Here is a 26,349-nt window from a genome sequence, read left to right as displayed (position 1 = left end):
CTCTCGGCGCGCCTCGAACCGGCAGTGTCAGAAGTAGTAGCCGGCCTGCAGATTGATCCTGCGGGTGAACCCCTGATGCGCGGACGATGTCGCGGCCAGGCCGCCGAGATCGGGCGACAGATAAGGATGGTGCTTGCCGATCATCAGGTCGGCATAGAACGACCATTTCCCTGCCCCGAAGCTCATCCCGGTCACGTTCTGCACCGAGTCCCTGTAGTCGCCGCTGCGCTTCTTCAGGACGCTGTAGTCGTTGTAGACCTTGAACCCGCTGAACGGGCCGATCCTGCCGGGGAGGTCATAGCTGACGTTGGCGATATGGATGTCGCCCTTCGATGCGACCGGGAACGGATAACCGAAGCCGCCGATCAGGACGAAGCTGTTGGGATCCAGTCCGCCATAGGTCTGCTCGGGGCCGTGCGCGGTGCGGTAGCTGTAGCGCATCGATTGCAGCATCACGGTGACGCGGCCAAACTTGCCGGTGTAGTGGACCGCGCCGGCGTGGCGCCGGGTGTCGGTGCCGCGGCCGTTGTCGATCTCGCCGGTCAGGCCCGAGAAGCCGAACTGGTGGCGGCCTTCCGGCCCCACGTTCCACACCACGCGCCCCACCAGGGTGTTGCGCTCGCTGTCGGTCTGGCCGGTGCCGTAGCCCTGCTCGTCGTCGTCCTTGACGATATTGTAGGAATACCGGTTCGAGGCGCCCGCCGTATTGCTGCCGCCGCCATAGGAACCGCCATCGCGCGGGAAGAAGGCGAGCTGCCATTCGACCGGACCGGGACGGCTGATGTATTTCACGCCGAGGTCGTACTTGTCTTCGAAGCCGGCGTAGAAGGCGATCGACTCGTAGAAGTTATTCGAGGCGAACGGCAGGAGGCCGAAGGGATTGCTGTCCAGGCCGACGTGCAGCTCGCTCTTGTCGTCGAAGCGCACGCCGCCCCAGGCATGGCGCAGGAAATGCTGCCAGTAGTCGCCCTGCCCCTTCGGGTAATTATTGTAGCGGTACTGGGCCGAGCCGATCATCCGGCCGTCGTCGTAGTTGACGTCCAGGCGCGCCGTGTCGAGGCCGACGAAACCGCTGCGGCGGTCCTTGTCCCAGCTCTTGTGGCCGTAATTGAAGCGGATCGCGCCGCCGATCATCAGCGGCGATGCTGCTTCTTCCTGCGCGCTCGCGGTCTCCTGGGCGTGAGCATGGCCGGACGCGAGGACCGCGATGCCGGCCAGGGCGGCGCACAGGCGTGCCGCCGTCTTCGTTTGCGTGCGTGCGGCAAACGCCGCCGTTCTCGAATCTTTGTCTTGCGGAGTAATGGTGTTGTTCAAATTCACGTAGATGTCCTGAGTGATGATCGGCGCGCCGCGGCCGGCGTCGAGCGGGCGACGGCGCAATTGACGAGGAATCCCGGGCTTACGGCCTGTTGATGGCGCAGCAGGGCTCGATATCGAGCGATCTATGGTGCGCGACTGCAAGTTCCCGAGGTCGAAGCGGCCTGCGATTGCCCTCGATGACCGGCACGGCCAGGCCAGTGACGTCACCGTCGAGGGAATACAGGACCAGGGTCACCCGCACGGGTGACGACGCCGCACAGGGCGCCCTGCCTGGCGCATGGGATCGATCCGGACAAGACAGCGATCTCGAACGCTGCTCAATGCGCACCATGCCCGCACGCGCGCTCGGCGCCGCAGCGGCTGGGGGGAAGCATCGATGAATGCCAGGCCATGACTGGCGGCAGAAAAACATATTGTAACCCAGCAATGCAGATTCGTACAAATGTACTTGTCAATGTTGAAACCATCGGACGGTTGCTCCGGTCTTCGCGCGCCAATCGAAGCGGCGCTTGCGCGGCCTGACCGAGGGTGATAAACATGACGCCTGTCCGACTGCCGCACGCGTCGCCTTCGACATCGTCCTCGACCTTCCCTCGACCTCGCCATGCCCCGCGCAGTCGCGTCGCCTACGCCCTGGACCGCTGCGCCATGCCTTCTCCGAACGCCAGCTCCACCCCCGCTCCAGTGCCGCCTGCGACGCTGGGAGACCGGCTCGACTTTCTCCAGCGCGTAGCCCAGGTCGGGTTATGGGAGATGCGGGTCCGCGACCGCCGCCTGTACATTTCGGACGAGCTGCGCGCCCTGTTCGGCATCTGCGCCGATGCGCCCGATCCCGATTTCGCGACGATGTTCGCGCGGGTGCATCCCGACGACCAGCAAACCGTCGAGGCCGAGGTCGCGAACGCCCTGCGCCACGGCACGTCGCTCGACCTCGAACATCGCGTCGTGTGGCCGGATGGCCAGGTGCGCCATGTGCATGCTCGCGGCGACCTGATGCACGGCAGGGACGGAGAACCGGCCTATTACGGCTCGGTGCAGGACGTCACCGAGCGGCGCAAGGCCGAGCAGGCCACCGCCCGTCTGGCCCGGCGCCTTTGCACCACGCTGGAAAGCATCACCGACGTCTTCTACACGGTCGACCATGAATGGCGCTTCACCTTCCTCAATGTGGAAGCCGAGCAGCTGTTCCAGCGTTCGCGCGCCGAGTTGCTGGGCAAGGTGATGTGGGACGAGTTCGCCGAACTGGGCGCGCGGCTGGCGCGCAAGGAATTGCGGCGCGCCATGCGCGAGCGTTGCACGGTCGCGTTCGACGATTTCCACGCCGCGCCCCAGCTCTACTGCGAAGTGCGCGCCTACCCGTCCGATGGCGGGCTGGCAGTCTATATGCGCGACATCACGCACCAGAAACTGACCGAGGCTGCCCTGCGCCACAGCGAGGAGCGGTTTCGCATCGTCGCCGGCGTCACCAGCGACGCGATCTGGGATCTCGACGTGCGCACCGACACCCTGTGGTTCGGCGCCAGCCTGCACCAGCTGTTCGGCTACGCGCCGGAGGAATTCGCGGCCTCGCTCGCGCTATGGATGGACCGCATCCATCCGGACGACCGCCAGCGCGTGGTTTCCCGCTTCGACCATGCGCTGCGCGACGGCGGCGACGTCCACTGGAGCGACGACTACCGTTTCATGCGCAAGGACGGCAGCGTGGCCCACGTGCACGACCGGGCCCATATCCTGCGCGACGACCACGGCAAGGCCTTGCGCGTGGTGGGCGCCGTGGTCGACGTGTCCGAACGCCACGCGTCCGACGCGCGCATCCGCTACCTGGCCTTTCACGATACGCTCACGCACCTGCCGAACCGCGCCTTCCTGACCGAGCGCCTGGAAGCCGCCCTGGCCGCGACCCGCCACGAACCGCGCCGCAAGGCGCTGCTGTTGATCGACCTCGACAACTTCAAGACGCTCAACGAGACCCTCGGCCACGCCGTCGGCGATCGCTTGCTGCAGCAGATGGCGATACGGCTGAGCGCCGGCCTCCCCGTCGACGTCCTCGCCGCCCGCTTTGGCGGCGACGAGTTCGGCGTGCTGCTTGAAGACCTGTCCCCGGACAAGGAACAGGCCTGCGCCCAGGCGAAGCACGAAGCCGAACGCGTCAATCACCTGCTGAACCAGCCGGTGCAGCTCGACGGCAATTGGCTGCATCTCGGCGCCAGCATCGGCATCGCCGTCTTTTCCAACGACGCCATGGATGCCGGCGAACTGCTCAGGCGCGCCGACCTGGCAATGTACCGGGCCAAGGCGGCCGGACGCGGCACCGTCCGCTTCTTCGAACCCGCCCTGCAGGCCGCGGCCGCGACCCGCCTGGCGCTGGAAGGCGACCTGCGCGCCGGGTTGCGCGACCATGCGTTCTTCCTGCACTACCAGCCGCAAGTCGAGCGCGACGGCCGCATCGCCGGCGTCGAGGCCCTGGTGCGTTGGCGCCATCCCGAACGCGGCACGGTCTCGCCGGCCGAATTCATTCCGCTCGCCGAAGAGATCGGGCTGGCCCTTCCACTCGGCCACTGGGTGCTCGAACGCGCCTGCCGCCAATTGTCCGCATGGGGCCAGCAGGCAGAAACCGCGCACCTGGAAATTGCCGTCAACGTCAGCGCGCGCCAATTGCGCCACCCGGCCTTCGTGGCCCAGGTGCTCGACTGCATCGGCCCGAGCGGCGCCGATCCGCGCAAGCTCAAACTCGAGATCACCGAAGGCTCGCTGCTGGACGACGTCGAGGATGCGATCGGCAAGATCAAGGCCCTCAAGGCCCACGGCCTGACCTTCGCGATCGACGACTTCGGCACCGGTTACTCGTCGCTGGCCTACCTCAAGCGGCTGCCGCTCGACATGCTCAAGATCGACCGTTCCTTCGTGCTCGACCTGACGACGAATCCCAACGATGCGGTGATCGCCCGCACCATCATCGCGCTGGGCTCCAGTCTTGGCCTGAAGGTGCTGGCCGAGGGCGTGGAAACCGAGGGCCAGCGCGACTTCCTGTTCGAGAACGGCTGCCAGGCCTACCAGGGCTACCTGTGCGCGCGGCCGCTCGAAGCGGAAGTGCTGGCAGGAATGCTGCGCTATATATTAAATATCGCTGTAAAAACAGCAGTAGCCGGACGCTTTCGATACCCAAAGGACCGAAACCTTCACACGTGAGAGACAACGTGATACGAAATCAAACGAAAGTACCACTCGACTCACACCATCTTGCCCGCGCCGTGGCCGGCGGATGGTGCGAGCGCGACCGGTCAGCCTTCCCGTGTACCTGCACTCGCCGTACTGCTCCAACAACTTATAAAAAAGGAAGCGTTTAATGAGTTCTCATATGCAATGCCGCCCGCACGCCGCCAGTCATGCCCGCCTCGTGCTCAAGCCCCTGACTTCCGCCTGCCTGCTCGCACTGGCCACCCTCACGGCGCCCGCCCGCGCCCAGGAGGATGCCGCCACGCCGGACACCGAGAAGGTCGAGCAGGTCGTCGTGACCGGCACCCGCGCCAGCCTGCAGCAGTCGCTGGCGCTCAAGCGCAACTCGGCCGTCGTGCAGGACAGCATCAGTGCAACGGAACTCGGACGCTTCCCGGACAATAACGTCGCCGATTCGCTCAGCCACGTCACCGGCGTCTCGATCTCCCGCACCGCCGGAGGCGAAGGCCAGCAGGTCAGCATCCGCGGCCTGGGCCCGGACTACACGATCACCACCTTCAACGGCCGCCTGCTCGGCACCGACAGCGCAGGCCGCTACTTCGCCTACGACGTGCTGCCGGCCGACGTCATCAGCGGCGCCGATGTCGTCAAGTCGACCCAGGCGCAGCTGGTCGAAGGCGCCATCGGCGGCCTGGTCAACCTGCGTTCGGCCAGCCCGTTCGAGCAGAAAGGCCAGCGCGGGCTGCTGCGCCTGGAAGGCGATCACAACGATATGAGCAGCCTGAACGGCAAGAAGCTGTCCGGCACGTACAGCAACACCTGGGATAACAAGGTCGGCGTGCTGCTCGGCGTCGTCTACGCCAAGCGCGACGTGCGCACCGACACCGCCGGCAACGAAGGCGGCTGGTCGCGCAATGCGATCCCGAGCGACCCCAGCCAGTTCTGGGAATCCGGCAACACCTGGGGCGGCCACATCGACCCCAACGGCAACGGCATCCTCGATCCCGAAGAAGAAGGCCTGATCGGGCCGGGGCAGTTCCGCTTCGGCTCCATCATGGAGAAGAAGGAACGCATCGCCCTCTCGGGCAAGGTGGAATGGCGCCCCACCAGCGACGTGAAAGTCATCGTCGACGGCTTCAAGACCCGCCTCGACTCGCCGCAGGTCGGCTACCAGCTGTCGTACTACCCCTTGTTCGCGCCGGGCCGCTGGTCCAATATGCAAGTCTCCAACGGCGTGGTGACCGACCTCACGCTGGACAGCACCGACCCCGAGCTGCGCCTCAATCCCGAGGTCCTGAACCAGACCGAGTACCGCGTGGTGGATACCGCCATGTACGGCACCCGGGCCGAATGGAAGGTGTCGCCGACCTTCAAGGTGGCGGCCGACGGCTACATCTCCACCTCGGAGCGCAACTCCGGCGGCAACGACAGCTATGTCGTGCTGCGCATGAACCAGCCCAACACCACGCGCATCCGCCTCACCGGCTCTTCCGTGCCCGACGTGACGACCACGCTGGCCGACGGCCGCGACCTGCAGACCGGCCTGGCCCAGGGCCTGTTCACCGCCAACGACTTCAATACCCACTACTACAGCCGCACGGGCGACAACATCAAGGACCGCATCGGCGGCCTGACGCTGGATGCCGACTGGCGGGTAGACCGGTTCAACGTCGACAACCTGAAGTTCGGCGTCAGCCAGACCAACCGCAAGAAGTCGCGCGACATGATCAACAACGCATTCAATGCGGGCCAGGATCATTACTCCGGCGAGAATGCGATCAATGTGGGCTCCCTGGGCAACAACGTCATCAACCAGACATTCAGCCCGGGCGGCTTCCTGTCCGGCGTGAGCGGCAACTTCCCGCGCAGCTTCCTCGGTTTCGACGTCAACAACTATGCGCAGGCGCTGGCCGGCCTCGACGGCCAGCCCCGCCCGGGCGGCGGCGTCTACAGCTCGACCTTGTCGGCGCCCGCCTTCAACCCGCTGGAAAGCTACCGCGTGGAAGAGAAAACAACGGCTGCGTTCGTGCAGGCGGACATGTCGGGCGACCGCTGGTTCGCGGACGTCGGCGTGCGCCTGGTGCGCACCAGGACCAGCGCCCAGGCCTGGGACGCGAAGATCAACGACATCCTGCAGAACGGCGCGTTCAACTTCACGGCCGTCTACGCCGATCCGTCGGTCATCCAGCAGGACGCCAGTTATACCTCCGCACTGCCATCGGGTAACTTCACCTACTCGCTGACCGACAACCTGCAGCTGCGCCTCGGCGCCGCCAAGACGATGGCGCGCCCGTCGGTCGACAAGCTGGCGCCGTCCAGCACCACCGCCAGCATCTCGTGGGGCGACTTCACGCAGATCTACGGCGGCAATGCCGACCTGAAGCCGTACACCGCGCGCCAGGCCGACGTGTCGCTCGAGTGGTATTACGCCAAGAGCTCCGCGCTGACCTTCGCCGTCTACCAGAAGAACATCAAGAACCAGATCACCAACCAGTGGCTGACCGGCCAGGACATCGGTGCGCCAGGAGGACGCCTGTTCAACGTGCAGCGCCCCATCAATGGCGACAGCGCCAAGGCGCGCGGCATGGAGATCGGCCTGCAGCACCTGTGGGACAACGGCTTCGGCGTGCGTGCGCAATACACGCGCAACCTGTCGAAGAGCTGGGTCGACGGCCAGGAACGTCCGCTCGAGGGAATCGCGCCGGCGACCGCCTCGCTGGGTGTCCTGTACGAGAAGGGCCCATGGAGCATGAGCGCCACGGCCGACTATACCGATTCCTTCGTCACCGCCACCAATGTGATCGGTTCGGGCTTCAACGAGATGGCCAAGTCGATGACCTGGGTCACGGCCCAGATCGCCTACGAGGTAAACAAGTCGCTGCGCATCAGCCTCGAAGGCAACAACCTGAGCGACGCAGAACAGGCGCCGAAGCTGACCAACGGCATCATCAGCCTGCCCAACGGCTATTACCGCTATGGCCGCTCCTTCACCCTGGGTGCAAGCCTGAAGTTCTGATGCGATTCGTCGTCTCTCCGCTTGCCGCCCTGTTGTCCGGGGCGGTTCTTTTCTCGGCCCAGGCGGCGGACACCGTCGAGACCACATTCCGCGCAACGGACGACGAGATCGCCAATCCCGAGCGCGGCATGTACGTCTGGGCGGCGGACGACCTGGCCGCATGGACGCAAGCAGAGGCCAATGCGCAGTTCGCGGCCAGCTATCGCCTGGTCTATGCGCCGGTGCGGCTGGACCGGCATGCCGGTGGCGCGCTGCCGGCCAGCCTGCTGGACGAATTGTCCGAAGGCTTCGCCAGGGCGCGCCGGGCGGGCCTGAAGGTGATTCCGCGCTTCATCTATAACTACCCGGCGGGCGAAACCGGCTACCAGGCGGCGCAGGATGCGCCGCTGGCGCGCGTGCTGGAGCACATCGGTCAGCTCCAGCCGCTGCTGGCGGCCAATGCGGACGTCATCGCCTACCTGCAGGCCGGCTTCGTCGGGGCCTGGGGCGAATGGCATACATCGTCCAACCAGCTCACCCTGCCGGAGGCGCGCACGCGCATCCGCGACGCGCTGCTCGCGGCACTGCCGGAAGACCGGTTCCTGCAACTGCGCTACCCTCCCTATCTAATGGTGTGGGCGCCGCAGGCGCCGCGCTGGCAAGACGGCTCGAAGGCTGCGCGCATCGGCGTGCACAACGACTGCTTCCTGGCCTCCGACACGGACGTCGGCACCTACGGCGAAGACGCGCCGACACGCCGCCGCGAGCGCGACTACGTGGCGGCGCTGGCGGCGGTCGCACCGTTCGGCGGCGAGACCTGCAATCCGGCCGATGCGGTCGATCCGACGCCGCGCGGGAACTGCGAGGACATCCTGCGCGAAGGACGGCAGTTCGGCCTGACCTACCTGAACGACACCTATTACCGCCAGCTGTTTCATGCGCGCTGGGAGGCGCAGGGCTGCATGGCGCAAGTCAGGCGCAGCATGGGCTACCGCTTCGAGCTGGCGGCGCTGCGGCACAGCGCCACGGTCGCGGCAGGCCGGTCGGGCGACCTGGCGCTGACGGTCAGCAACCGGGGCTGGGCGCGCGCCTTCAATCCACGCGCCGTGCACGTCCTGCTCAGTCACCGCCCGACCGGCGCGGTCGTGCGCATACCCCTGCCGTCGATCGACCCGCGCGACTGGCTGCCGGGAACCACCAGCAAGGTGAACGCACGCCTTGCCGTACCGGCCGGCACACCCGCCGGCGCCTACGACGTGCTGCTTGCATTGCCGGATGGCGCCGCCGCGCTCGCCGGCGACGTCCGCTACAGCGTGCGGCCCGCCAATGCCGCGGATGCCGCGCGGTCGCAGGGATGGGATGACGCACTGGGGGCGTTTCGCGTCGGAACGACGCTGCGCGTACAGTAAGGCGAAAAATTTCGTTCGATTATCATCGAATGACAACGACAATAAGGAGATCTGGATGAAAGACCGCTCGACCAAGAGGCGTCAACCCAAGCCGTGGAAACTTGTCTGCAGCAGCCTGGCTGCCGCCGTGGCCTTGTCGTGTGCGCCGGCGCATGCCACGCGCGCCAACGATCCACTGGCCCCTGCGGGGCGTTGGGAGGGCGCGACGAGCGGCAGCGCCGGCACGCCGCCGATGGGCTGGAACAGCTGGAACGCGTTCCGCACCGAAGTCGACGAAGCCAAGGTGATCGGCGCCGCGCAAACGCTGGTCGACACCGGCCTCGCCAAGCTCGGCTACAAGCACGTCAACATCGACGACGGCTGGTGGGTGAAGCGCCGGACCGGCGATGGCCGGCTGCAGATCCGCACCAATATCTTTCCATCGGCAGCCACCGGTGGACCTGCCGGCACCAGCTTCAAGCCATTCACCGACAAGCTGCATGCGATGGGCCTGAAGGCCGGCATCTACACCGACATCGGACGCAACGCCTGTTCGCAAGCCTATGACCTGCATTCGCCCAACCTGCCGCAGGGCACGACCGCCGAGCGCGAGGTGGGACTGGAAGGCCACGTCACCCAGGACATCAACCTGTACTTCAAGGAATGGGGCTTCGACTACATCAAGATCGACGCCTGCGGACTGGCCGACTTCCTGCCGGGTTCGGACCTGGTGAAAAAACAGAAGTACCGCGCGGCGCCGCCCCTGATCGAACGCGGCTCGATCAACCGCACCGATATCGAGGCCGTGCGCGCCCGCTACGAAGACGTCGCCGCGGCGCTCAAGGAGGCGCGGCCGAACAACGACTACGTGCTGTCGATCTGCGCCTGGGGCATGGCGAACGTGCGTACCTGGGGCAAGGACGTCGGCAACCTGTGGCGCACCAGCGCCGACATCACGCCGAGCTGGACGAGCATGCTGCACAACTTCGACAGCGCGGCGAAACGCGCGCTGTACGCCGGCCCCGGCCACTGGAACGATCCCGACATCCTGCACATCGGCCACGGCGAATTCGATGTCGCCAACCCGGTCGAAGTGCGTTCGCATTTCTCGTTATGGGCGATGATCAATGCGCCGCTCCTGATCAGCTATGACCTGCGCAACGGACCGGCATCCTACCTCGAGGTGCTGGGCAACGCCGACGTGGTCGGCCTGAACCAGGACAAGGCGGGACACCAGGGCGTGGTCACCTACGATTCCGACGATGCGCAGATCATCGTCAAGACGCTGGGCTCTGGTGAGCGCAAGGCGGTGGCCCTGTTCAACCGCGGCGCCGCGCCGGCGCCGGTGACCCTGCTGGCAAGCCACCTGAAACTCTCGGGCAGCGCACCGGTCACCCTGCGTGACCTGTGGTCGAAACAGAGTTCGACCTTCACCGGCGAGAAGGCGTTCACGCTCGCGCCGCACGAGACGCTGGTGTTCGAGGCGACCGGCAAGCGGCAGCTGGAAAACGGCGTGTACCTGTCGGAGATCCCCGGTTCGATCAACGTCGCCGTCGATGGCACCCGGCAACCGCAACTCGATCCGACCGTCCACCGCATGATCGACCCGTGGTCGAGCACCCGCTCGGGCGGCTCGCGTCCCCAGTATGCGGGCTGGGGCGGCGCGCAGGCGGATACGACGCCGTATGGCCAGAGCCTGCAGGTGGCGGGACGGGTGTTCGAGTCGGGACTCGGCGTGCTGTCGAACTCGCGGCTGCAGGTGAAGAACGATGGCGGTTATGCGCAGCTGACGGCCGCGGTCGGCGTGGACGATTCGACCGAGGACACGCGTCAGTCCGTGCGCTTCTACGTGTATGGCGATGGCAAGCTGTTGGCCGAGAGTGCACCGCTGGCGTTTGGCGCCAGGGCGCCGCTGTTGAAAGCGGACGTCCGGGGCGTCAAGGTCATTGAGCTGGTGGTGCGTGGGTCGCAGGCAGCCGATGGGGCGCCCGTGGTGGCGACCTGGGGGGATGCCCAGTTGACGCGTGCCGCCGCATCCCCGGCTACTGTCCAACGCAAATGATCTTGGTGTCGTATTCCTGGGCATTGCCTTTCTTCCTGGCAGCCCAGTCGATGACCTCCTGAGCGTCGGCCACCGTCATGACGGTGGCCTTTTCCTTGTTCTTGATAAAGGACACGCCCTCGAACTTCCCTTCCTTGCTGCGCATTACTTTGGCGAATACGGGCGGCTTGCCCTCCTCGGTGCGCTTTTTTTGCTGGACGAGGTAACGCTGGTCGATGGTTTCCATGGGAATGCCTTGTGCATAGTGGGTCAAGGGCGCATTTTACGCCTGTGCATGCTCGCGCAGAAGCTCCGCGCGCAGCGACTGCGAGCGCTCCGGCTCCACCATGCGGCCGCTGCCGGGACGCGCCGCGTTCTTTTTCGGACTGGCCTGCGGCGTGGATGGGCCTTGCCGTGCTGCCGCCCGTCATCATGGGCCTGGGCATCGAGCTGGCGCGCCGCGCCTGGCGAAAAGGCAGTGCGGCGAATTTGATTCATGTCAGATTCGAACCTCCGGAAAGCAGTATTTGTGATGCTTGTGACGGCGCACGGGCAGTTCCACCTGACCGCGCCGACGGAAACGGATGCGATCACCGGAGCGCATCGATGGCATACAAGACGATTCTGGTCCACGCGGCGCCCGAAGCCGAGGCGCAAGGCCGCATCCGCCTGGCGGCGCGGCTGGCGCGCGCCATGGACGCGCACCTGGTCGGCAGCGCGCCCGGGTGGCGGTGAAGGTGACCCAGGCCAGGCCCTGGCGGTGCAGGTGGCGCGTCATGGCCACGATCAGCCTGCGCCCCGCGCCGGCGTCGATGGCGGCCAGATTGCCGACCTCGACCACGTCGATGCGCGCGACCGGATGACCGACATGCCCGGCGATGGCGGTCTCGACCGGCAAATCGAGGTACTGCTCGAGGAACAGGCTGTCGTCCGAGGCCGGCGTGTAGCCCGGCGCCGCGACCCACCTTCCGTGAGCGTCGCGGTGTCCGGCCAGCGTGTGGCAGAAATGCGCGAGCCGCGCCCCATACGTGCGGGCAAATTGCGCGCCGATGAAGGCTTCCAGCGCAGGCCGCGCGGGATGTCCCGGCGGAACCAGTTCGAGGCCATCCTGGTCGTCGGCCCGATCGTCGCCCGCGGCGGACACGTGGCCTGGCCGGCAGGGCGGGGTTGGCAGGGTAAGCGGCACGGGGTTCTCCTGATGTTGTTCCAGGCTGCAACTTATGCGCCGAACATTAAGGTCAGATTAATCGCGCATCCGCGCGCCGGTGCCGGCCCCGCCCGACCCGACATCCGTGGCGCCGGGACGGCCGGTCCCGGCGGCGCGCCTCCGTCGGCGGATCGGAGGCAGCGCAAGCGTTCACGGTCGTGCGCGGCGCATGCTGGCAAGGCGGCCCCGTTCCCTGGCCCCGCTCAGGAGTGCAAAGTGTATAAAACCATTCTTGTTCGCGTCGACGGCAGCCCTGCGCGGGAAAGCAGGGTGCGCGCCGCCGCCATCGTCGCCGAAAACCAGGGTTCGCATCTCATCGACTGCCCTCGACGGGCATTACATGGCTCGACCTGTCCCTGTCAGCAGGGTCGATGAACGCCCCTCGTCCCCTGGTCGATTTCGACGCGCTGCGCGCGACCGGCGCCAGGCTGCTGGACGCCTTCGCCCGGCACGCGCAGCGGGCGGGCGTCGGATCGGTGGAAGCGCGGCTGGCGGACGACCTGCCCGTCGCCAGCCTGCAACTGCAGGCGCGCTGCGCGGACCTGGTCGCGCGGAGCCAGGACGCGCCTTTCAGCGCCAATCTCCTCCCGGGACGCCGTCACCTGCCGGAACAGCTCGTCGTGCGCTGCCCCCGGCCCATTCTCGTGGTGCCGGCGGGATACCCGCTCGCCCGCCGCCGAACAGATCAGCACCAGCGGCAGCCTTGGACCGCTGGGCGCCGCGGGCGGATGCATCAACGCAGGCATCGACCCGAGCCGGGTCCGCTCGCACGATGTCGGGTTCAACGCCAGGCCGCTCGACGGCCTGAGCGTGGCCGGCGCGTTCTACTATGTCCAGAACGACGACGAGATCGTCAACACGGCGCCCGACGTCTTCGTGGCCTCCGGCCAGACTACCGCCGCGGCGTCGAACTCGACCTGCGCTACCAGTTCAGCAGCGCCTTCAGTACGTACCTGAACCATGGCCGCATCCTGCGCGCGCAACTGGACAACCCGGACCCCGGCGCGGGCGACCGCCTGTCGGTGCCGGAACATACCTGGAAGGCCGGCGCCCAGTAACGCAGCGCACTCGGCCCGGGCCGGCTGACGCTTGCCGGCGACGTGTACGTCACGGCCGGCAATCCCTACTACATGGGCACGCCGCTCTATGAACGCGATATGCCGACCTATGTGCGCTACGACGTCAAGGCGACCTACGACATCGGCAGGTTCCAGGGCGCGCTGTTCGCGACGCCACAGCCGCACAAGTTCGCCAGCGACATCGCGTACGGCACGGCGGGCGGGCTGGTGGTGACTACGGTGCCGCAGGCCAGCGGCGGCGCGTCGCTGCGGTACTTCTTCTGACGCGGCGCAAGGCGAAGGGGAAAGCGGCGAGCCGCGGCGCCCCTTCGCGGCTGGCATGCGGCACACCACAGGCGGCACGTGCCCTAGTCTTGCCGGTCTTGGGCAGGCGACTGATTGAGCACATTCATGCTCGAAAGAACCGCGTCGAACATCACGCCCAGATTGGCGCTTTCTGCATGTGCTGGATATGCGCGGCGGCGTAGTCGGTGTGTTTCTCGCGTGCACGGAGATAGGAGCGCAACTCCGCGATATCGCGGCCAGGACGGAAGCTGGCACGCAGCAGGCCGCAGGCATGCAGGCGCTGCAGCCACTGGGCGTCGTTGACGTCGCTTTTTCTGCCGGGGACGGCATGCGCTTCGCGGGCGTTGGCCAGGATGACTTCCAGCCCGTGCGACTCGAGTACCTCAAAAGCGGCGACCCAGTAGACACCGGTCGATTCCATCACGACCGTTTTTGTTCCGGTCGCGACCAGCCAGCTGGCCATTCGCTCCAGGTCACTGGTAAAAGCCTGAAAAGTCTGGACCGGTTCGTCACATAGATCTGGACTGACAGCGGCGACGTGGAATCGCGAACCGATATCGATGCCGGCCGCGAATGGATGAATGATCGGCAGCCCGCTGGGCTTGGATCGTGAACGCCCTCTGGACATGGCCCACCTCCTGGATAGTCAGGCGCAGGACGGGGACTCGGAATTGGTCAACTTCCTGAACGGGGTCGCCAGACGGCGCCGCCACATATGAGTCCGCAGCTTCCCCTGGACCAGGTTTTTTGACGGGGTCCATGCCTCCAAAAAGTGTTCGGTCACGGTCCGGCGTGCAACCAGTGTACTCGTCTGGAGTTTCTGTTCATGAGGGCCACGGGCGACCGTGTGGGGCGGTTTTTTAAGACGTCTACATCACTACGAAGCTGACGGTTTTCCTGCTCCAACTGTCGGATACGCTGATGCTCAGCCGTCAGCGGCTTGCCGATACCGGGTTGGCCTTGTTGCTCGGCTTCGTACTGTTCCGTCCAGCGACGGATCGAGCTCACCCCGATGTCCATCGACTGACCGACGTGCGAGATACTGAGGCCTTGTTCTGTGATCATTCGGACGACCTCGAGCCTGAAGCTGGGGTCGAAATTGCGGCGCTGCCTGCATCGGATCCTGCTTGTTCCAGCAGCTGACTGCAGCAGCAATTGGCATGCGTCGGCAATTTGCCACGCCGCCAGACGCGGCCTACACGAAACTGACGCGCTTGTAGGATAATGCTGACATCCAATACGCGAAGCGAGGGTGTGCAGTCGCGCTCCGTATCCGCTATCCCACATGCGCTGCCAGCGGCAGTTACCACGAATCCAAGGATCATTTATGCGACACGCTCCTATGCCGGGACCGGTCGATGCACTGCTGGCCGGCTTAGGCAGCCTGCAACCACTGCTCGACGTCGTCATTCATAACGAACTCGACGTCATTGCATCGCGCCTGCGAGCACGCCAGGTCGCCGCCTTGTGCGGCTTCGGCGCGCATGACCAGGCGCGCATCGCGGCCGCGGTGTCGGAACTGGCACGCAACGCCGTCGCGCATGCGGGTGGCGGACGGGTCCGCTTCCTTGCTGCCACGACAGCAGCGTCAAGGCAGCTCATCGTCGCCATCGAGGACGAAGGTCAGGGCATTCCCGCACTTGCAGGCCTGCTGGCCCGTGGGACCGGTGGCCTCGCCGCGGCTCGCCGCTTCGTCGATGCCTGGGGAATCGACTCGGATTCCCGCGGCACCCGCATCGCGCTGGTCCGTGCGTTCCCTGAGCCGGGACAAGCCATGGACGACGACGCCATCGCCGGCGCCGTTGCCCATATGGACGCGCTGCCAGGCAATGTTGCGCTTTCAGAGGCGCACCAGCAGAACCGCGAATTGACGGACGCCCTCGCCACACTGCAGGCCAAGCAGGATGAACTGATTGGCGTGTCGGCGAGGCTCGAACGCACCAACCAGGAAGTCGTCGCACTCAATGCCAGGCTGCACGACAAGGCCGAAGCGCTGATGTCGGCGGACCGGCGCAAGGACGAGTTTCTCTCCGTGCTAAGCCACGAGCTGCGTGGTCCATTGTCAGCGACGGCCATGGCCGCGCAACTGCTCGAGGGCGATGCCGATTCCCAGCACCGCAGCGTAAAACTCGGCCAGCTGGTCGGCAGGCAGGTGCGCCACATGAGTCGCCTGGTGGAGGATTTGCTCGATATCTCCCGCGTCAGTCGGGGCCTCGTGACGCTGGACCGGACGCCGGTGGATGTGCGCCACGTCGTTGAAGCGGCAGTGGAGCAGCTCGAGGCGTCGGCTGCCGCGCGGCGCCACGCGATCGTCGTGACGTTGCCAGAGCACCAATGCCTGGTTACAGGCGACCGGACGCGACTGTTGCAGGTGGTCGCCAACCTGCTGGGGAACGCGATCCGCTATACACCCGAACGTGGCCGTATCGAAGTAGCCGTGTCGATCCGCGACGCCGCGGTCGCAGTGCGCGTTGCCGACGATGGCATCGGCATCCCGGCGACGCTGATGCCGCACCTGTTCGACCTGTACACGCAGGCCGAGCGCCCGGATGGCAGGAGTGGGGGGCTCGGCCTCGGGCTCGCCCTGGTCAAGAGCCTCGTGGAAGCCCATGGCGGCTCCGTGACGGTGCACAGCGTCGGCATCGGCGCCGGGAGCACGTTCGAAGTGCAATTGCCCGCCATGGAAGTCGTGGCGGCCAGGAGTCACGCGGCCCACTTTGTCCTAGGCGGTCCCGGCTAGGTTGACGACCGGCAGGACGAATTTCAGCCGCATCCCCTGCCCTGGTCCGGCGCTATGCGCCGACACCATGCCGCCATGGGCGTCACAGACGCTTTTCGCGATCGCCAGCCCCACTCCGACGCCGGAAGGCACCCGGCGAGGGTGGTGGGCGAACTTGCGAAACGGGACAAACAGTTCGCGCAGCTGGTGCCGCGGCGCACCGATCCCGACATCCTCCACCGAAATCTCGAGCAGCGCACCATCAATGCGTGCGGACAATGCAATGGAAGCGCCATCGTCCGAGAAGTCGCTTGCGTTGAGAAGCGCATTTCCAAGCGCCTGCGCGAGCCTTTCGGGATCGCACAGCAGTGCGACGTGCTCGTCGCTGTCACCGACATCGATACGCAGCGTCTGACGGCGCGTGCCGATCGACATGGCCGCCACGTCATGCGCCAGGCCGACCAGCTCTCCCACTGTCGCCGCGCGGATCGCTACTGGAATATCGCAGGCGCGCTCGATGCGCGAGGCGTCGAGCAGATCGGTGATGAAGCGCGCAAGCTGGCGCGTCTGCCGCTCGACGATCCCGGCCATGCGCGCGATCTCGGGCTCGGTCGCCATCCTGCCCATGGTCTGGGCCACGCTCATGATCGGCGCGAGCGGATTGCGCAGCTCGTGGGCGAGGATGCGCAGGAACACGTCCCGATTCTGCGCGGCGTGGTCGACTTCGCTTTCGAGACGGCAGCGTTCGCTGATGTCGGTCAACGAACAGACTACGCCAACGACCTCGCCACCATCCGCAACGACCGGACGGGCATGGATCACCAGCCGCCGCTGCTGGCCATCAGCCGATTCGGCGATGCATTCGAACGGCGCCTGGGCATGCCCGGTGGCCGCTGCTCGGGCGGCCGGTGAGACCGACCTCTGCAGCGCACTGCCGCCAGCATCGTAAAGCGCGGCAAAGCCATCCCACCTGTCGGGCTCGCCCACATGCGACTGCTCGCCCCACAATCGCTTCGCCGAGCGGTTGCTATGCAAGACCTCCCCGTTCCTGGCGCAGCAAAATGCCGGGCAGGCGATCTGGTCGATCAGCCACATGCAGGGAACCGGCCAGCCCGGCTCGGTCATCGCGATCCGGTCCGTCGTCATTGCTTCTCCATCCGTCATTGGTCTGGCAGTCATTCTCGCCGGTTGCGCAGTCATGCAACGTAGGAGCATGGACAGTGCGCGCGTCGTCCCAGGACCTGCTGGACTCATGCAGCCGGTCTAGCGAACGCGATATCCGTGGGCCGCCATGGTATTGTCTGATATTGGGGAGTTCTTCCCTTACCCGCGTCGTGCCACGGTCCGTCGCTTCTACAGGACCATAATCGACATGACGGCTATCCCACCTGGACGGGTATTGGTCATCGACGACAACATCGACCTGGCCAATATGTTCGCGATGCTGCTCGAGGCTAACGGCTACGTGACTAGAACCGCCTATTCCGGCCATGAGGGACTGGAAGCGGTTCGGGCCTTCATGCCCGATGTCGTCATCTGCGATATCGGCATGCCCGACATTTCCGGCCATGATGTGGCCAGGCGCATCCGCGATGGCGGCTATGGCTGCAAGCCCATGCTGATCGCGGTGTCGGGCTGGGGCGATGCACGCACGGTGGCGGCAAGCAGCGCTGCGGGCTTCGTCAGGCACATGACAAAACCGGTCGCCATCGAGGCTGTCCTGGAGGTGATGCGCGACCAGCGTCCACCAGCCTAGGCGCACCTGGGCCCCCCCTCGACATTGCGCACGCGCGGGTAGCGCCTGACGTCTAATGCAGGCAGCTGCGCTTGTGAATATACATTTCCCGGTCTGCCAACTGAACATAGTCCAGCAGTGCCGTACCGCTGCCCGGATCGCACTGCACGGCCCCGGCGCTGACTGCGAGCAAGTAAGTGCGCTCCTGCATCAGGTTAAATGCGTGCAGGTTGTCCCGAAGTCGCGCCAGTATCGCGCCCGGGTGCGCATCGTCGATTACGAATGCGACGAACTCGTCGCCCCCGAACCGCGCCAGCACGTCGCTGTCGCGCAGCGATTCACGCAGCACGGCCGCAGCGTCCTGGATCAGCCGGTCTCCGGCGGCATGGCCGAGCTGATCGTTCACCAGCTTCAGGCCATCGATGTCGGCATAGATGACGGCGCAGCCGGCATGCTTGCGCCGGGCCAGCCTGAACATGTGCTCGGCCTGGACGAAGAAGCCGCGCCGGTTGTTCAGGCCAGTCAGGACATCGGTCAGGGCGAGGGTGCGCACCGCACCTTCTGACTCGTCGCGGCGCGCCAGTTCGTCGGCATGCGCCACGGCGCTGCCCTCCATCTGCTGCCGCTGGACGGCGACCTGGGTCTCGAGCGATGTGCGTTCCAGGATTCTGCCGAGAGTCGCAACGGCCAGTTCGAGTATCGTGCCCAGCAGGCGGCGCCGCACGACCCATGTCTTCGGTGCCGCATCGCCGGTCCAGGCCGCGGCCAGCGCCGCCATGGCATGCGGGGCCGGCACGCCCATCAGCATCGTGCGCGGAGCTACCATCCTGGCCTTGCCCGGACCGCTGCCCAGGCGCTCTAGCGCCATGCCGTACCGGTCGGGGTCGGGCGGCCCCTTGCGTGGATCACCGTTGCGGTCGAACTCGATGCATTCGTTGATTTCTCCACGTACGAGCAGCAGGGCGCTGTCGACGTCGGCGAGTTCCGTCATCGCCCGGCCAGCCAGCGCAAGCGCGTCAGAGGCCTTGTCGACCTGCATGAGTTCACGCGACATGGCGACCACGGCGCGCAATCGCCTTATTTCTGCTTCCGGACCCTGTTCGGTAGTGCGTGTCATCGTTGCTCCTCAACATGCGTTAGTCCGCAGCCATGGCTCGGTTTCATCAGCCGCCGGGCGAGGACGGGGTGATTGCCTCCGATACCGACTGTCCTGCGCTTTCCCGACGGCGCAGGAGCGGATGGCCGAGAACGCGTTCGATCACGCGGTCAGGGACATGCTTGTAGCGCATGTAGCGACTGGCGAGGTCGCCATTACGCGCTGCCAGGATATTCAGGCCGCGTGCGACCGCGTTCGCGGTCGGCTCGTCTGTTCGACGCTGACGTTCATTGCTGCACATCGTTCCTCCATCACTCTCCACCGGAACGAGGGCCGCCGCGGGAGAGGTGCGTTGCCGGCGCTTCAAGCCCCGGTGCGATTCATCATACGCGCCGTACCGGCTGGCTGCCAGCGCTTTTCATGGAGGTCCGCCAGGCAGGTCGGGCCGCGTTCCCACCTGCCATTCCCACGCCTCGTGCTCCCCCGGTCGGCCCGGCGCATCGAACGTCGCGCCGCTTTCAGGCGACATGCACCAGCACGGCGATGTAGTGGCAGATACTACCGGCCAGCACGAACAGATGCCAGATGCCGTGGCCATGGCGCACCCTGTGGTCATTGGCATAGAACACGATGCCGGCTGTATAGAACACACCGCCGGCCGCCAGCCAGGCAAATCCAGTGCCACCGAGCGCATCCACCAGGGGTCCGGCATACCCGGCGGCGAGCCAGCCCATCAGAAGGTAGATCGCGAGCGACAGGATGCGCCGCTGCCTGGGATACCAGAGTTCCTGCGCGATGCCGAGCAGGGCCAGGCTCCAGACCACGCAGAACATCGTCCAGCCAACGGCGCCGCGCAGAGTCACCAGGGTGAACGGCGTATAGGTACCTGCAATCATGAGGTAGATCGCACAATGGTCGAGTCTGCGCAGCACTTCCTTGGTAACGCCGCGGGCGCTGTGGTAAAGCGTCGAGGTCAGGTACAGCAACAGCAGCATGAGCGCGTAGACACTGATGCCGACGATCTTCCACACATCGCCGGTGCGCGCCGCCACGACGACCAGCAGCGCGCCACCGAGGGCCGCCGCCGCCGTGCCCACGGCATGGGTCACGCTGTTGAAACGTTCGCCGTAATACATATGCCGCCTTTCCGAACATGAGCCAATGCTTGCGCGGCGCCAGCCCCGCACGGGGGCGTTGCTCAGTCGGGCGCTATCCGTTGCCCGAAAACCGTAGCGCGGGTATGCACGCAGCGCCGTTGCCATGGCCGGGTCAGCACCCGCAAGGCCACCTCCAGCGATATATGATTGCTTGCCAGGGCTTCGGCGGCGGATCGAATGCCCAGCGGGCGATGGTTGCTCACGATGGCGTCGATGAGAATGGCGTTCAGGCTGTCGATTCGGGTGCGCATTGGCCACTCTAGCACCCGGGTGGCGAACGCGGCGAATATATTTTTTGCCAATCGGGTCAGCTGCATGGTTCCATGCTAATGTGGTCTCCACACCAAGGAGCATGCCATGCACATCGAGCCAAAAACGCATTACAAGGGCTATACCATCGTGGCAAATCCGGTAGAGACGATTCGCCGGCGCTTCATGGCCATTTTCACGATCTACGAGAGCGAACATGCCACCTTCCCTCTTTGCCATGACCAGGCGATGGGCAGCAAGGGGTTTCTGACGGCCCAGGAAGCGATCAACGAGTCCTTCGACAATGCCCGCAAGTGGATCGACCACAGGCACATACCGCAAATCCATTAGAGCGCCTGGCATCCTCGTCCGGCGCGCGTGCCGGCATGAGCCGCACCAGCCGTCGCGCCTGCTTGCGCCACATCCGGAGGGACCATGGAGAACCTGACAGGCGCGAATGACCTGGTGTTTACCCAGCTCGACGAGCGATACCGCGGCTATCGCATCGAATGGGCAACCATCACATCCCAGAATCAGCCCACCAAATGGCTGGGGCACTTTCACGCGATCAAGGAGGGGGAACACACCATCCGGGGTTCGCTCGTCAATCCGCAGCACAGTGCCGCAGACGCCCTGGAGCGCATCATCCTTGTAGTGAAGGAAAGGATCGATGAAGCAGTCCTTTGAAGCGCCGCTGCACGGGGGGACACGTCGACCGATGACCGAGCCTGGCGCCGCACGCCTGCCTGGAGCCCACGTTAATGCACTACGACAGTTGAATATTGTAAATTTGACAATGCCCCGATTCGTACTATACTGACGCTCATCATCGTTCCCGGATGGGGAGACGTCCGGGGTAACGCTCTCATGGATTGGTGAGCGACGGCAGTGGGAGACGCCATGCCTTTTCGAGTCCTGATTCTTTCTGCTCGCCCAGACGATGTCCGCGTGCTGCAGCGTGCCCTGGCCAACGCACGCGATGGCCCGTTCGAGATCGAGACCGCGTCCACCATGCTGGATGGACTGCGCAGTATCGGCAGCGGCACGATCGATGCGATCCTGGTGGATCTGCTGCTCGAAGATGCCCAGGGGCTGGCCTGCTTCGACCGGCTGCACGCGGCGGCACGCCACACCCCGATCCTGACGCTGTGCGGACTCGATGACGAGGCCGATGCCATCGAAGCAGTCCAGCGCGGCGCGCAGGGCTGGTTATCCAGGGGCTACTACGACAATTACCTGGTGCCGCAGTCGCTGCGCAACATCATCGAGCGCATGAAGGTGGAGCGTAGCGTCTATGTGGCCCAAGCACGCGCCGAAATCACGCTCGATTCCATCGCCGATGCCGTCGTCTCGGTCGACGTGGCGGGGCGCGTGGATTATCTGAACACTGCGGCTGAGACGATTTGTGGCTGGACCCGCACCGAAGCGACGGGACTGCCGGTCGCCGACGTCCTCACGTTCGTCGACGCCAGCAGCGGGCACGCGATCGCCAGTCCGATCGACTATATCCTGCATAACAACCAGGCCCTGAACCTGAGCGGCAACGCCATTCTCGTGTCCCGCCATGGCCAGCGCATTCCAGTCGAAGACTCGGCCGCCCCCATCCACGACTGGAACCGTCAACTCGTCGGCGCCGTGATGGTGTTCCGGGACATTTCCGACACAGTGGCCTTGACCACCAGAATGCGGCATCTGGCACAGCACGATTTTCTTACCGACCTTCCTAATCGGGCGCTTCTGAACGACCGCATCACCCAGGCGATCGCCCTGTCCGGGCGCAACAACACCGCGCCGGCCCTCCTCTTCCTCGACCTCGACAAGTTCAAGCACATCAATGACTCGCAGGGTCACGCCGTTGGCGACCGGCTGCTGCAGGCCGTCTCGCAGCGCCTGGCGGACTGCGTCCGCACGTCCGATACGGTCAGCCGCCATGGAGGCGACGAATTCGTGATCCTGCTTGCCAACGAAAGGCGCGCCCAGGATGCGGCGCTGGCCGCCGAGAAAATACTGCAAGCGCTGTCGACGCCGTTCATGATCGACTCGCAGGAACTGCATACCTCCACCAGCATCGGCATCAGCGCTTTTCCTTCCGACGGTAGGGATGCCGCCACGCTGATCAAGAACGCCGACACGGCCATGTATAGTGCCAAGGAGCTCGGACGCAACAACTACCAGTTCTTCCGCGAGGACATGAATACGCGCGCAGTCGAGCGTCAACGCATCGAGACCAGCTTGCGGTGGGCGTTGGAACGCAATGAGTTCAGGCTGTACTACCAGCCCAAGGTCGACCTGGAAACCGGTTGCATTACAGGCGTCGAAGCACTTCTGCGTTGGGAGCATCCGGAATGCGGACTGGTCGGACCCGAGCGTTTCATACCGGTCGCCGAAGAAACCGGCCTGATCGTACCCATCGGACGGTGGGTTCTGGGCGAGGCGTGTGCGCAGCTGGCACGCTGGTCCAGTCTCGGCATCTCGAACGTGTCCATCGCAGTGAACATATCTGCATTGGAGTTTCGCCACCGCGATTTTTTCGCCGATGTCCTCGCGATCTTCGATGCCACCGGCGTGGATCGCATGCATGTGCAGCTTGAGCTGACCGAGAGCGTGCTCATGCACGATGTTGCCGCCAGCGCCCGCCTGCTGACGATGTTCAAGGCAATGGGGGTGCAGATCGCGGTCGACGACTTCGGCACCGGTTACTCGAGCCTGAGCTACCTGAACGAATTTCCGATCGACGTGCTCAAGATCGATCAGTCGTTTGTCCGAGCGATCAAGGCTGAGGGAGGCGCTGTCAGCAACGGGGCAATCGTCAGCGCAGTGATCGACATGGGAAAGAACCTGCACCAGCGCGTCATCGCCGAAGGCGTCGAGGAAGAAGCGCAGCTCGCCTTTCTCAAGCACCATCATTGCAACGAAGGGCAAGGATTCCTGTTCAGCCATCCTGTCGATGCGACGCGCATGCAGTACATGCTCGACACCGGCAAGTATCCGTGACCGGTGCGCGCTCCACACAGTTCAGCATGCGGCGAAGAAACAGCGCGCGCAAGCGGCCCGTCGGAGACGATGCAATCATGCAAGACTCGGGATGAGCATCTGCCCGATCCAGGTCTTTTCCTCCATCCAGGACCAGCGCCGCCCGCTCCAGTGTCATGCTGTCCGATAGCGTGCGCTGATCTTCCTGGTCGGTCTCGGGTGGGTCGAGCATGTCGGAAAGCATCGCTTCCAACTCCAGCGTGTCCCAGGGGAGGCCCGAGCGCACTCTGGTATGAATGTAATGCCTGATCTCGCTATCCTGCACGGCGGTGAGCGGCAGGCCGCGGAACGTGTTCGCGGGTTCGGAAGTCATCGTGTTCGCTCAACGGTATGATGAGCAATGCGGAGCCTGCGCGCATTGCCCACCATCGTGCCCACTGTTCTGGCAAGCATCGCGGCCGGCGCAGGAGTGGACCAGCGCCGCCGGGGTGGATGACAAACGGCGCGCGCGGATGACAACGGCAACACTGCATGCTCAGCGCCGCCGCGACGGATGCCCCGCGCAACCGGGGCGATGGTGACGCTCAGCGTGCCGGCGGCGCAGTCCTGGCGCCGGGCTGGCGATAGCCGTCACCGGTGTCGCCCGAAGTGCGTGCCGGGACGGCCTGGCCATCGGGCTTCGCGTCCGCGAGATCACCTCCCAGTTCGCTCAGGAACTGCGCGCCTGACCTGGCGCCCCGCTCTGCCTCCTTCACGAACGACGCGCGCACTTCTTTCATGGCATCGTCCTGCTGGCGCAGGTTCTTGTCGGTCTCTTCGACCGAAGCGCGCGTGACCTCATCGGCCAGCGTACGCGCGGTACGCGAGGTTTCCTGCACATGCTGTTCGCTCACACGTGACAGGTCGACCTGGGTGCTGGCGGCAAGCTCCGACAACTGCTGTTGATACGATCGCAGCTTGTCGGTGGCGGGCTGGGCGCCCAGGGATGCTTTCGATAGCGCGTCGATCGGACGATCGACGTTCAGCATGCGCTGGGCGGTGCTGGTAGTTTCGTCGAACAGGGTCTGGCACAGCTGCATGTTCAGCTGGATCACCTGCTGGAAGGAGCGCGCGACAGTTTGGGAGAGCTCGTTCATGAACGCGGTATGTGCATCGATATGCGAACGCACGGCGGGATTGACGGATTGGTCGAACGGATACATGGTGTACCTTTCATTGGAGAAAAGAAACTGGCCAAACGCGCGCTGGACGCAATACGTTGCAATGTCTGGCGGGAATGGTCGCGTGGCGGATGCCGACTGGAAGAAAACGATCCCTGAAGATCGCATGTGACTTGCACACTATGCGCTATTTATCGCGCGCGTGCGGCGAATGCGCGCATCTATTTGCGCGCCGTGGCGCGCGGCAATGAACTGTGTCGTGCGAGCGCGAACCCGGGCAAGCGACAGACACGCACGATTCGGCACGGCAATCGCCTATACGTCCGCATCCGCGCCGCACCGGAGCACACTGGATGCAGCGCCATGAATGTCATCCCCGCTGCACGACGTTGACTCCGGTCGTGGAGGGACATGGACACACTGCCCGCAGGTCACCACAGCCCGCACGCTGCGGGCCGTACCACGCATGCGACACCGATCCATCACCGCCTGCATTCCAGGCATGGCGGCAATACGATGGTTACGGGCCAGCATGCTCCCCTAGTTCACCGCAGGAGGACATCATGCGACACACAATGACAGCGGTCTTCACAGACCGCGACCAGGTTATGGGAAGAACGGATGCCGACAGGACCTGACTGGGCATCGTCGGCGCTGTCCGTGCGCGCTGGATGGAACAGCACCAGCCCGGAAATCGATGGCGACGATTATGATCGCAGTCACTGGAGGACGCGCTATGCCAGCAGCGCCACGCCGGCTCCGTCAAGCATAGCGGCCAACGCGGACAGGCCGCGTCGCGCCCCCGAGGCCGACTGGAGACGGCGCCACCCAGGGGAACTCCCGCCGTGGGAAGCGTTCATGGATGCAGTACGCCATGGCTGGAGCAGGATCGTGATCGGCATCGACATGGACGAAGCCGACTACCGGCTGCACCATGCGAGCGCCTATCCCGATACCACACGACGATATTGCCCCCGTCTATCGCTACGGTAACAATGCGCGCCGCAGAAGCGTCTTTCGGGGCCGGGACTGGGACGACGTCCAGGACGATCTGCGCCAGGAATGGTCACGTGGCCATCTTGAAGGCAAGCCATGGTCCCGGGAAGAACTCGCGCCAGCCATGCAAAAAGGCTGGGACCATCAGGAAACGTAAGGTCCAGCCGTCTGGCGACGCTGCGCACCGCGCGCGCATCGGCCTGGCCATGGCCGTGACGCCGTTCGCAGGAACCATCCGGGCAGCGGCGCCCTGGCGCGCGAATCCTGACAATGCGGACGACTATCCGGTCATGCCCTGGCGCCGGACAGGGGCGGCGAGCACCCGCAGCAGTGAGGTTGGTCAACGACGGCAGTTGCGCGTTCGTGGCGGCCGCGCGCATGACCCTGGCAACCACGAACGCACCAATCGAGTCTCTTCAATTAGTGGAGTTCGGTAGCGCTGAAGCATCCTGGACGCGATTGGCAAGCAGCCACGTCGTTGCATCGGATGCGGGCATGGCAGACGAAAACAGCAAGCCCTGCAATGCACCGCAGTCGAGATCGTGCAAGAAGTACGCCTGCGCGCGCTCCTCGACGCCTTCGGCGATCACGTGGAGTGAATCGCCACGAGTTCACTAGACACTCCTGAGCCTATAATTGTAGGTTCAAAGAGAAGTTATGAGCGGCAAGCGGTACACCGAAGAATTCAAGATTGAAGCAGTCAAGCAAGTGACAGAGCGTGGGCACGCGGCTACGGAAGTCGCTGCACGGTTGGGCGTAAGCTCGCACAGCC

The 26,349-nt window shown here is 65.0% G+C and carries 27 protein-coding genes; 13 read left to right on the top strand and 14 right to left on the bottom strand.

The genetic code is table 11. The features are described from left to right. Window positions 1–27 precede the first annotated feature (27 nt). Together J3U95_RS19910 and J3U95_RS19905 are read right to left on the bottom strand one after the other, a co-directional pair. Window positions 28–1,320: a hypothetical protein gene (locus J3U95_RS19910; RefSeq protein WP_208280393.1), complete on the bottom strand. Its 1,293-nt coding sequence runs from the start codon at window positions 1,318–1,320 to the stop codon at window positions 28–30. A gap of 317 nt (window positions 1,321–1,637) precedes the next feature. Then, entirely contained in the window at window positions 1,638–1,859 is a 222-nt protein-coding gene (locus J3U95_RS19905) for a hypothetical protein (RefSeq protein ID WP_208280392.1), read from the bottom strand. Between the two features lie 109 nt (window positions 1,860–1,968). Between J3U95_RS19905 and J3U95_RS19900 the strand changes: the two genes are divergently transcribed. From J3U95_RS19900 to J3U95_RS19885, 4 genes are all read left to right on the top strand, one after another. After that, complete coding sequence (locus tag J3U95_RS19900) at window positions 1,969–4,509, top strand: sensor domain-containing protein (RefSeq protein ID WP_208280391.1); 2,541 nt, start codon at window positions 1,969–1,971, stop codon at window positions 4,507–4,509. 157 nt (window positions 4,510–4,666) lie between these two features. Next, the gene (locus tag J3U95_RS19895) at window positions 4,667–7,513 is read left to right on the top strand and encodes a TonB-dependent receptor (RefSeq protein ID WP_208280390.1); all 2,847 of its coding nucleotides are present in this window, start codon (window positions 4,667–4,669) and stop codon (window positions 7,511–7,513) included. Then, the gene (locus J3U95_RS19890; protein WP_208280389.1) at window positions 7,513–8,901 is read left to right on the top strand and encodes a DUF4832 domain-containing protein; all 1,389 of its coding nucleotides are present in this window, start codon (window positions 7,513–7,515) and stop codon (window positions 8,899–8,901) included. Before J3U95_RS19895 ends, J3U95_RS19890 begins: the two co-directional genes overlap by 1 nt. A gap of 55 nt (window positions 8,902–8,956) precedes the next feature. After that, window positions 8,957–10,942: an NPCBM/NEW2 domain-containing protein gene (locus J3U95_RS19885; protein ID WP_208280388.1), complete on the top strand. Its 1,986-nt coding sequence runs from the start codon at window positions 8,957–8,959 to the stop codon at window positions 10,940–10,942. Here the strand turns inward: J3U95_RS19885 and J3U95_RS19880 are convergent. Together J3U95_RS19880 and J3U95_RS28415 are read right to left on the bottom strand one after the other, a co-directional pair. After that, window positions 10,923–11,168, bottom strand: a complete 246-nt coding sequence (locus J3U95_RS19880) for a hypothetical protein (protein ID WP_109347298.1) — start codon at window positions 11,166–11,168, stop codon at window positions 10,923–10,925. The genes J3U95_RS19885 and J3U95_RS19880 overlap by 20 nt on opposite strands. A 252-nt stretch (window positions 11,169–11,420) precedes the next feature. Next, the gene (locus J3U95_RS28415; protein WP_370662090.1) at window positions 11,421–12,107 is read right to left on the bottom strand and encodes a thermostable hemolysin; all 687 of its coding nucleotides are present in this window, start codon (window positions 12,105–12,107) and stop codon (window positions 11,421–11,423) included. 392 nt (window positions 12,108–12,499) lie between these two features. Here J3U95_RS28415 and J3U95_RS19870 point away from each other — a divergent pair, with 392 nt between their 5' ends. After that, on the top strand, window positions 12,500–13,186 hold the full coding sequence (locus tag J3U95_RS19870) for a hypothetical protein (RefSeq protein ID WP_208280387.1): 687 nt from the start codon (window positions 12,500–12,502) through the stop codon (window positions 13,184–13,186). Window positions 13,187–13,228: 42 nt separating this feature from the next. Beyond that, entirely contained in the window at window positions 13,229–13,471 is a 243-nt protein-coding gene (locus tag J3U95_RS19865; RefSeq protein ID WP_208280386.1) for a hypothetical protein, read from the top strand. 151 nt (window positions 13,472–13,622) lie between these two features. Here the strand turns inward: J3U95_RS19865 and J3U95_RS19860 are convergent, their stop codons facing one another. Together J3U95_RS19860 and J3U95_RS28570 are read right to left on the bottom strand one after the other, a co-directional pair. Next, complete coding sequence (locus J3U95_RS19860; protein ID WP_229519969.1) at window positions 13,623–14,120, bottom strand: IS110 family transposase; 498 nt, start codon at window positions 14,118–14,120, stop codon at window positions 13,623–13,625. A 152-nt stretch (window positions 14,121–14,272) separates the two neighbouring features. Continuing rightward, complete coding sequence (locus J3U95_RS28570) at window positions 14,273–14,779, bottom strand: transposase (RefSeq protein WP_267877797.1); 507 nt, start codon at window positions 14,777–14,779, stop codon at window positions 14,273–14,275. A 55-nt stretch (window positions 14,780–14,834) separates the two neighbouring features. Here J3U95_RS28570 and J3U95_RS19850 point away from each other — a divergent pair, with 55 nt between their 5' ends. Beyond that, window positions 14,835–16,232: a sensor histidine kinase gene (locus J3U95_RS19850; RefSeq protein ID WP_208280384.1), complete on the top strand. Its 1,398-nt coding sequence runs from the start codon at window positions 14,835–14,837 to the stop codon at window positions 16,230–16,232. Here J3U95_RS19850 and J3U95_RS19845 read toward each other — a convergent pair. Then, the gene (locus J3U95_RS19845; RefSeq protein WP_208280383.1) at window positions 16,215–17,357 is read right to left on the bottom strand and encodes a PAS domain-containing sensor histidine kinase; all 1,143 of its coding nucleotides are present in this window, start codon (window positions 17,355–17,357) and stop codon (window positions 16,215–16,217) included. The genes J3U95_RS19850 and J3U95_RS19845 overlap by 18 nt on opposite strands. A gap of 226 nt (window positions 17,358–17,583) precedes the next feature. Between J3U95_RS19845 and J3U95_RS19840 the strand changes: the two genes are divergently transcribed. Continuing rightward, the gene (locus tag J3U95_RS19840) at window positions 17,584–17,967 is read left to right on the top strand and encodes a response regulator (protein ID WP_208280382.1); all 384 of its coding nucleotides are present in this window, start codon (window positions 17,584–17,586) and stop codon (window positions 17,965–17,967) included. A gap of 52 nt (window positions 17,968–18,019) precedes the next feature. Here J3U95_RS19840 and J3U95_RS28655 read toward each other — a convergent pair whose 3' ends face one another. The 4 genes from J3U95_RS28655 to J3U95_RS19820 form a co-directional block, all read right to left on the bottom strand. Beyond that, window positions 18,020–19,063 carry a GGDEF domain-containing protein gene (locus tag J3U95_RS28655; RefSeq protein WP_208280381.1) on the bottom strand — a complete coding sequence of 348 codons (1,044 nt, stop codon included), beginning with the start codon at window positions 19,061–19,063 and terminating at the stop codon, window positions 18,020–18,022. A 46-nt stretch (window positions 19,064–19,109) separates the two neighbouring features. Continuing rightward, window positions 19,110–19,343 carry a hypothetical protein gene (locus J3U95_RS19830; protein ID WP_208280380.1) on the bottom strand — a complete coding sequence of 78 codons (234 nt, stop codon included), beginning with the start codon at window positions 19,341–19,343 and terminating at the stop codon, window positions 19,110–19,112. A gap of 217 nt (window positions 19,344–19,560) precedes the next feature. After that, window positions 19,561–20,178: a PAQR family membrane homeostasis protein TrhA gene (gene trhA / locus J3U95_RS19825; protein WP_208280379.1), complete on the bottom strand. Its 618-nt coding sequence runs from the start codon at window positions 20,176–20,178 to the stop codon at window positions 19,561–19,563. Between the two features lie 62 nt (window positions 20,179–20,240). Next, window positions 20,241–20,516 (bottom strand): hypothetical protein, encoded by a 276-nt coding sequence (locus J3U95_RS19820; RefSeq protein WP_208280378.1) that lies wholly within the window; start codon window positions 20,514–20,516, stop codon window positions 20,241–20,243. Window positions 20,517–20,556: 40 nt separating this feature from the next. On the opposite strand from J3U95_RS19820, the gene J3U95_RS19815 reads away from it, so the two are divergent. The 3 genes from J3U95_RS19815 (at window position 20,557) to J3U95_RS19805 (ending at window position 23,442) form a co-directional block, all read left to right on the top strand. Next, complete coding sequence (locus J3U95_RS19815; protein WP_071362246.1) at window positions 20,557–20,799, top strand: DUF6566 family protein; 243 nt, start codon at window positions 20,557–20,559, stop codon at window positions 20,797–20,799. Between the two features lie 84 nt (window positions 20,800–20,883). Continuing rightward, window positions 20,884–21,135 (top strand): hypothetical protein, encoded by a 252-nt coding sequence (locus tag J3U95_RS19810; RefSeq protein WP_071362245.1) that lies wholly within the window; start codon window positions 20,884–20,886, stop codon window positions 21,133–21,135. A gap of 213 nt (window positions 21,136–21,348) precedes the next feature. Further along, window positions 21,349–23,442, top strand: a complete 2,094-nt coding sequence (locus J3U95_RS19805; protein WP_208280377.1) for a putative bifunctional diguanylate cyclase/phosphodiesterase — start codon at window positions 21,349–21,351, stop codon at window positions 23,440–23,442. Here the strand turns inward: J3U95_RS19805 and J3U95_RS19800 are convergent. Beyond that, window positions 23,381–23,794: a hypothetical protein gene (locus tag J3U95_RS19800; protein ID WP_208280481.1), complete on the bottom strand. Its 414-nt coding sequence runs from the start codon at window positions 23,792–23,794 to the stop codon at window positions 23,381–23,383. The genes J3U95_RS19805 and J3U95_RS19800 overlap by 62 nt on opposite strands. A 211-nt stretch (window positions 23,795–24,005) precedes the next feature. Continuing rightward, the gene (phaP, locus tag J3U95_RS19795) at window positions 24,006–24,623 is read right to left on the bottom strand and encodes a TIGR01841 family phasin (RefSeq protein ID WP_208280376.1); all 618 of its coding nucleotides are present in this window, start codon (window positions 24,621–24,623) and stop codon (window positions 24,006–24,008) included. A gap of 816 nt (window positions 24,624–25,439) precedes the next feature. On the opposite strand from phaP, the gene J3U95_RS28565 reads away from it, so the two are divergent. Then, window positions 25,440–25,574, top strand: coding sequence for a hypothetical protein (locus J3U95_RS28565; RefSeq protein ID WP_267877796.1), 135 nt, complete (start codon window positions 25,440–25,442; stop codon window positions 25,572–25,574). A 419-nt stretch (window positions 25,575–25,993) separates the two neighbouring features. On the opposite strand, the gene J3U95_RS19790 is transcribed toward J3U95_RS28565, so the two are convergent. Continuing rightward, a complete protein-coding gene (locus tag J3U95_RS19790) occupies window positions 25,994–26,167 on the bottom strand; it encodes a hypothetical protein (protein ID WP_208280375.1) in 174 nt (57 codons plus the stop codon). Window positions 26,168–26,234: 67 nt separating this feature from the next. On the opposite strand from J3U95_RS19790, the gene J3U95_RS19785 reads away from it, so the two are divergent. Beyond that, on the top strand, window positions 26,235–26,349 hold a 115-nt coding region (locus J3U95_RS19785), incomplete at its 3' end, for a transposase (protein WP_208280469.1).

This window comes from Massilia oculi (assembly GCF_017582745.1).
GTDB classification, from domain to species: domain Bacteria; phylum Pseudomonadota; class Gammaproteobacteria; order Burkholderiales; family Burkholderiaceae_D; genus Telluria; species Telluria oculi_A.
Note: the sequence above shows the minus strand (reverse complement) of the source record. Positions and strands in the feature narration are given on the sequence as shown.

Coding starts and splice junctions, on each gene's coding strand:
- J3U95_RS19905 (WP_208280392.1), bottom strand. CDS start 1,859: ATGTTTATCACCCTCGGTCAGGCCGCGCAAGCGCCGCTTCGATTGGCG.
- J3U95_RS19900 (WP_208280391.1), top strand. CDS start 1,969: ATGCCTTCTCCGAACGCCAGCTCCACCCCCGCTCCAGTGCCGCCTGCG.
- J3U95_RS19895 (WP_208280390.1), top strand. CDS start 4,667: ATGAGTTCTCATATGCAATGCCGCCCGCACGCCGCCAGTCATGCCCGC.
- J3U95_RS19890 (WP_208280389.1), top strand. CDS start 7,513: ATGCGATTCGTCGTCTCTCCGCTTGCCGCCCTGTTGTCCGGGGCGGTT.
- J3U95_RS19885 (WP_208280388.1), top strand. CDS start 8,957: ATGAAAGACCGCTCGACCAAGAGGCGTCAACCCAAGCCGTGGAAACTT.
- J3U95_RS19880 (WP_109347298.1), bottom strand. CDS start 11,168: ATGGAAACCATCGACCAGCGTTACCTCGTCCAGCAAAAAAAGCGCACC.
- J3U95_RS19870 (WP_208280387.1), top strand. CDS start 12,500: ATGAACGCCCCTCGTCCCCTGGTCGATTTCGACGCGCTGCGCGCGACC.
- J3U95_RS19860 (WP_229519969.1), bottom strand. CDS start 14,120: ATGTCCAGAGGGCGTTCACGATCCAAGCCCAGCGGGCTGCCGATCATT.
- J3U95_RS28570 (WP_267877797.1), bottom strand. CDS start 14,779: ATGTGGGATAGCGGATACGGAGCGCGACTGCACACCCTCGCTTCGCGT.
- J3U95_RS19850 (WP_208280384.1), top strand. CDS start 14,835: ATGCCGGGACCGGTCGATGCACTGCTGGCCGGCTTAGGCAGCCTGCAA.
- J3U95_RS19845 (WP_208280383.1), bottom strand. CDS start 17,357: ATGACGACGGACCGGATCGCGATGACCGAGCCGGGCTGGCCGGTTCCC.
- J3U95_RS19840 (WP_208280382.1), top strand. CDS start 17,584: ATGACGGCTATCCCACCTGGACGGGTATTGGTCATCGACGACAACATC.
- J3U95_RS28655 (WP_208280381.1), bottom strand. CDS start 19,063: ATGACACGCACTACCGAACAGGGTCCGGAAGCAGAAATAAGGCGATTG.
- J3U95_RS19830 (WP_208280380.1), bottom strand. CDS start 19,343: ATGTGCAGCAATGAACGTCAGCGTCGAACAGACGAGCCGACCGCGAAC.
- trhA (WP_208280379.1), bottom strand. CDS start 20,178: ATGTATTACGGCGAACGTTTCAACAGCGTGACCCATGCCGTGGGCACG.
- J3U95_RS19820 (WP_208280378.1), bottom strand. CDS start 20,516: ATGCAGCTGACCCGATTGGCAAAAAATATATTCGCCGCGTTCGCCACC.
- J3U95_RS19815 (WP_071362246.1), top strand. CDS start 20,557: ATGCACATCGAGCCAAAAACGCATTACAAGGGCTATACCATCGTGGCA.
- J3U95_RS19810 (WP_071362245.1), top strand. CDS start 20,884: ATGGAGAACCTGACAGGCGCGAATGACCTGGTGTTTACCCAGCTCGAC.
- J3U95_RS19805 (WP_208280377.1), top strand. CDS start 21,349: ATGCCTTTTCGAGTCCTGATTCTTTCTGCTCGCCCAGACGATGTCCGC.
- J3U95_RS19800 (WP_208280481.1), bottom strand. CDS start 23,794: ATGACTTCCGAACCCGCGAACACGTTCCGCGGCCTGCCGCTCACCGCC.
- phaP (WP_208280376.1), bottom strand. CDS start 24,623: ATGTATCCGTTCGACCAATCCGTCAATCCCGCCGTGCGTTCGCATATC.
- J3U95_RS28565 (WP_267877796.1), top strand. CDS start 25,440: ATGGATGCAGTACGCCATGGCTGGAGCAGGATCGTGATCGGCATCGAC.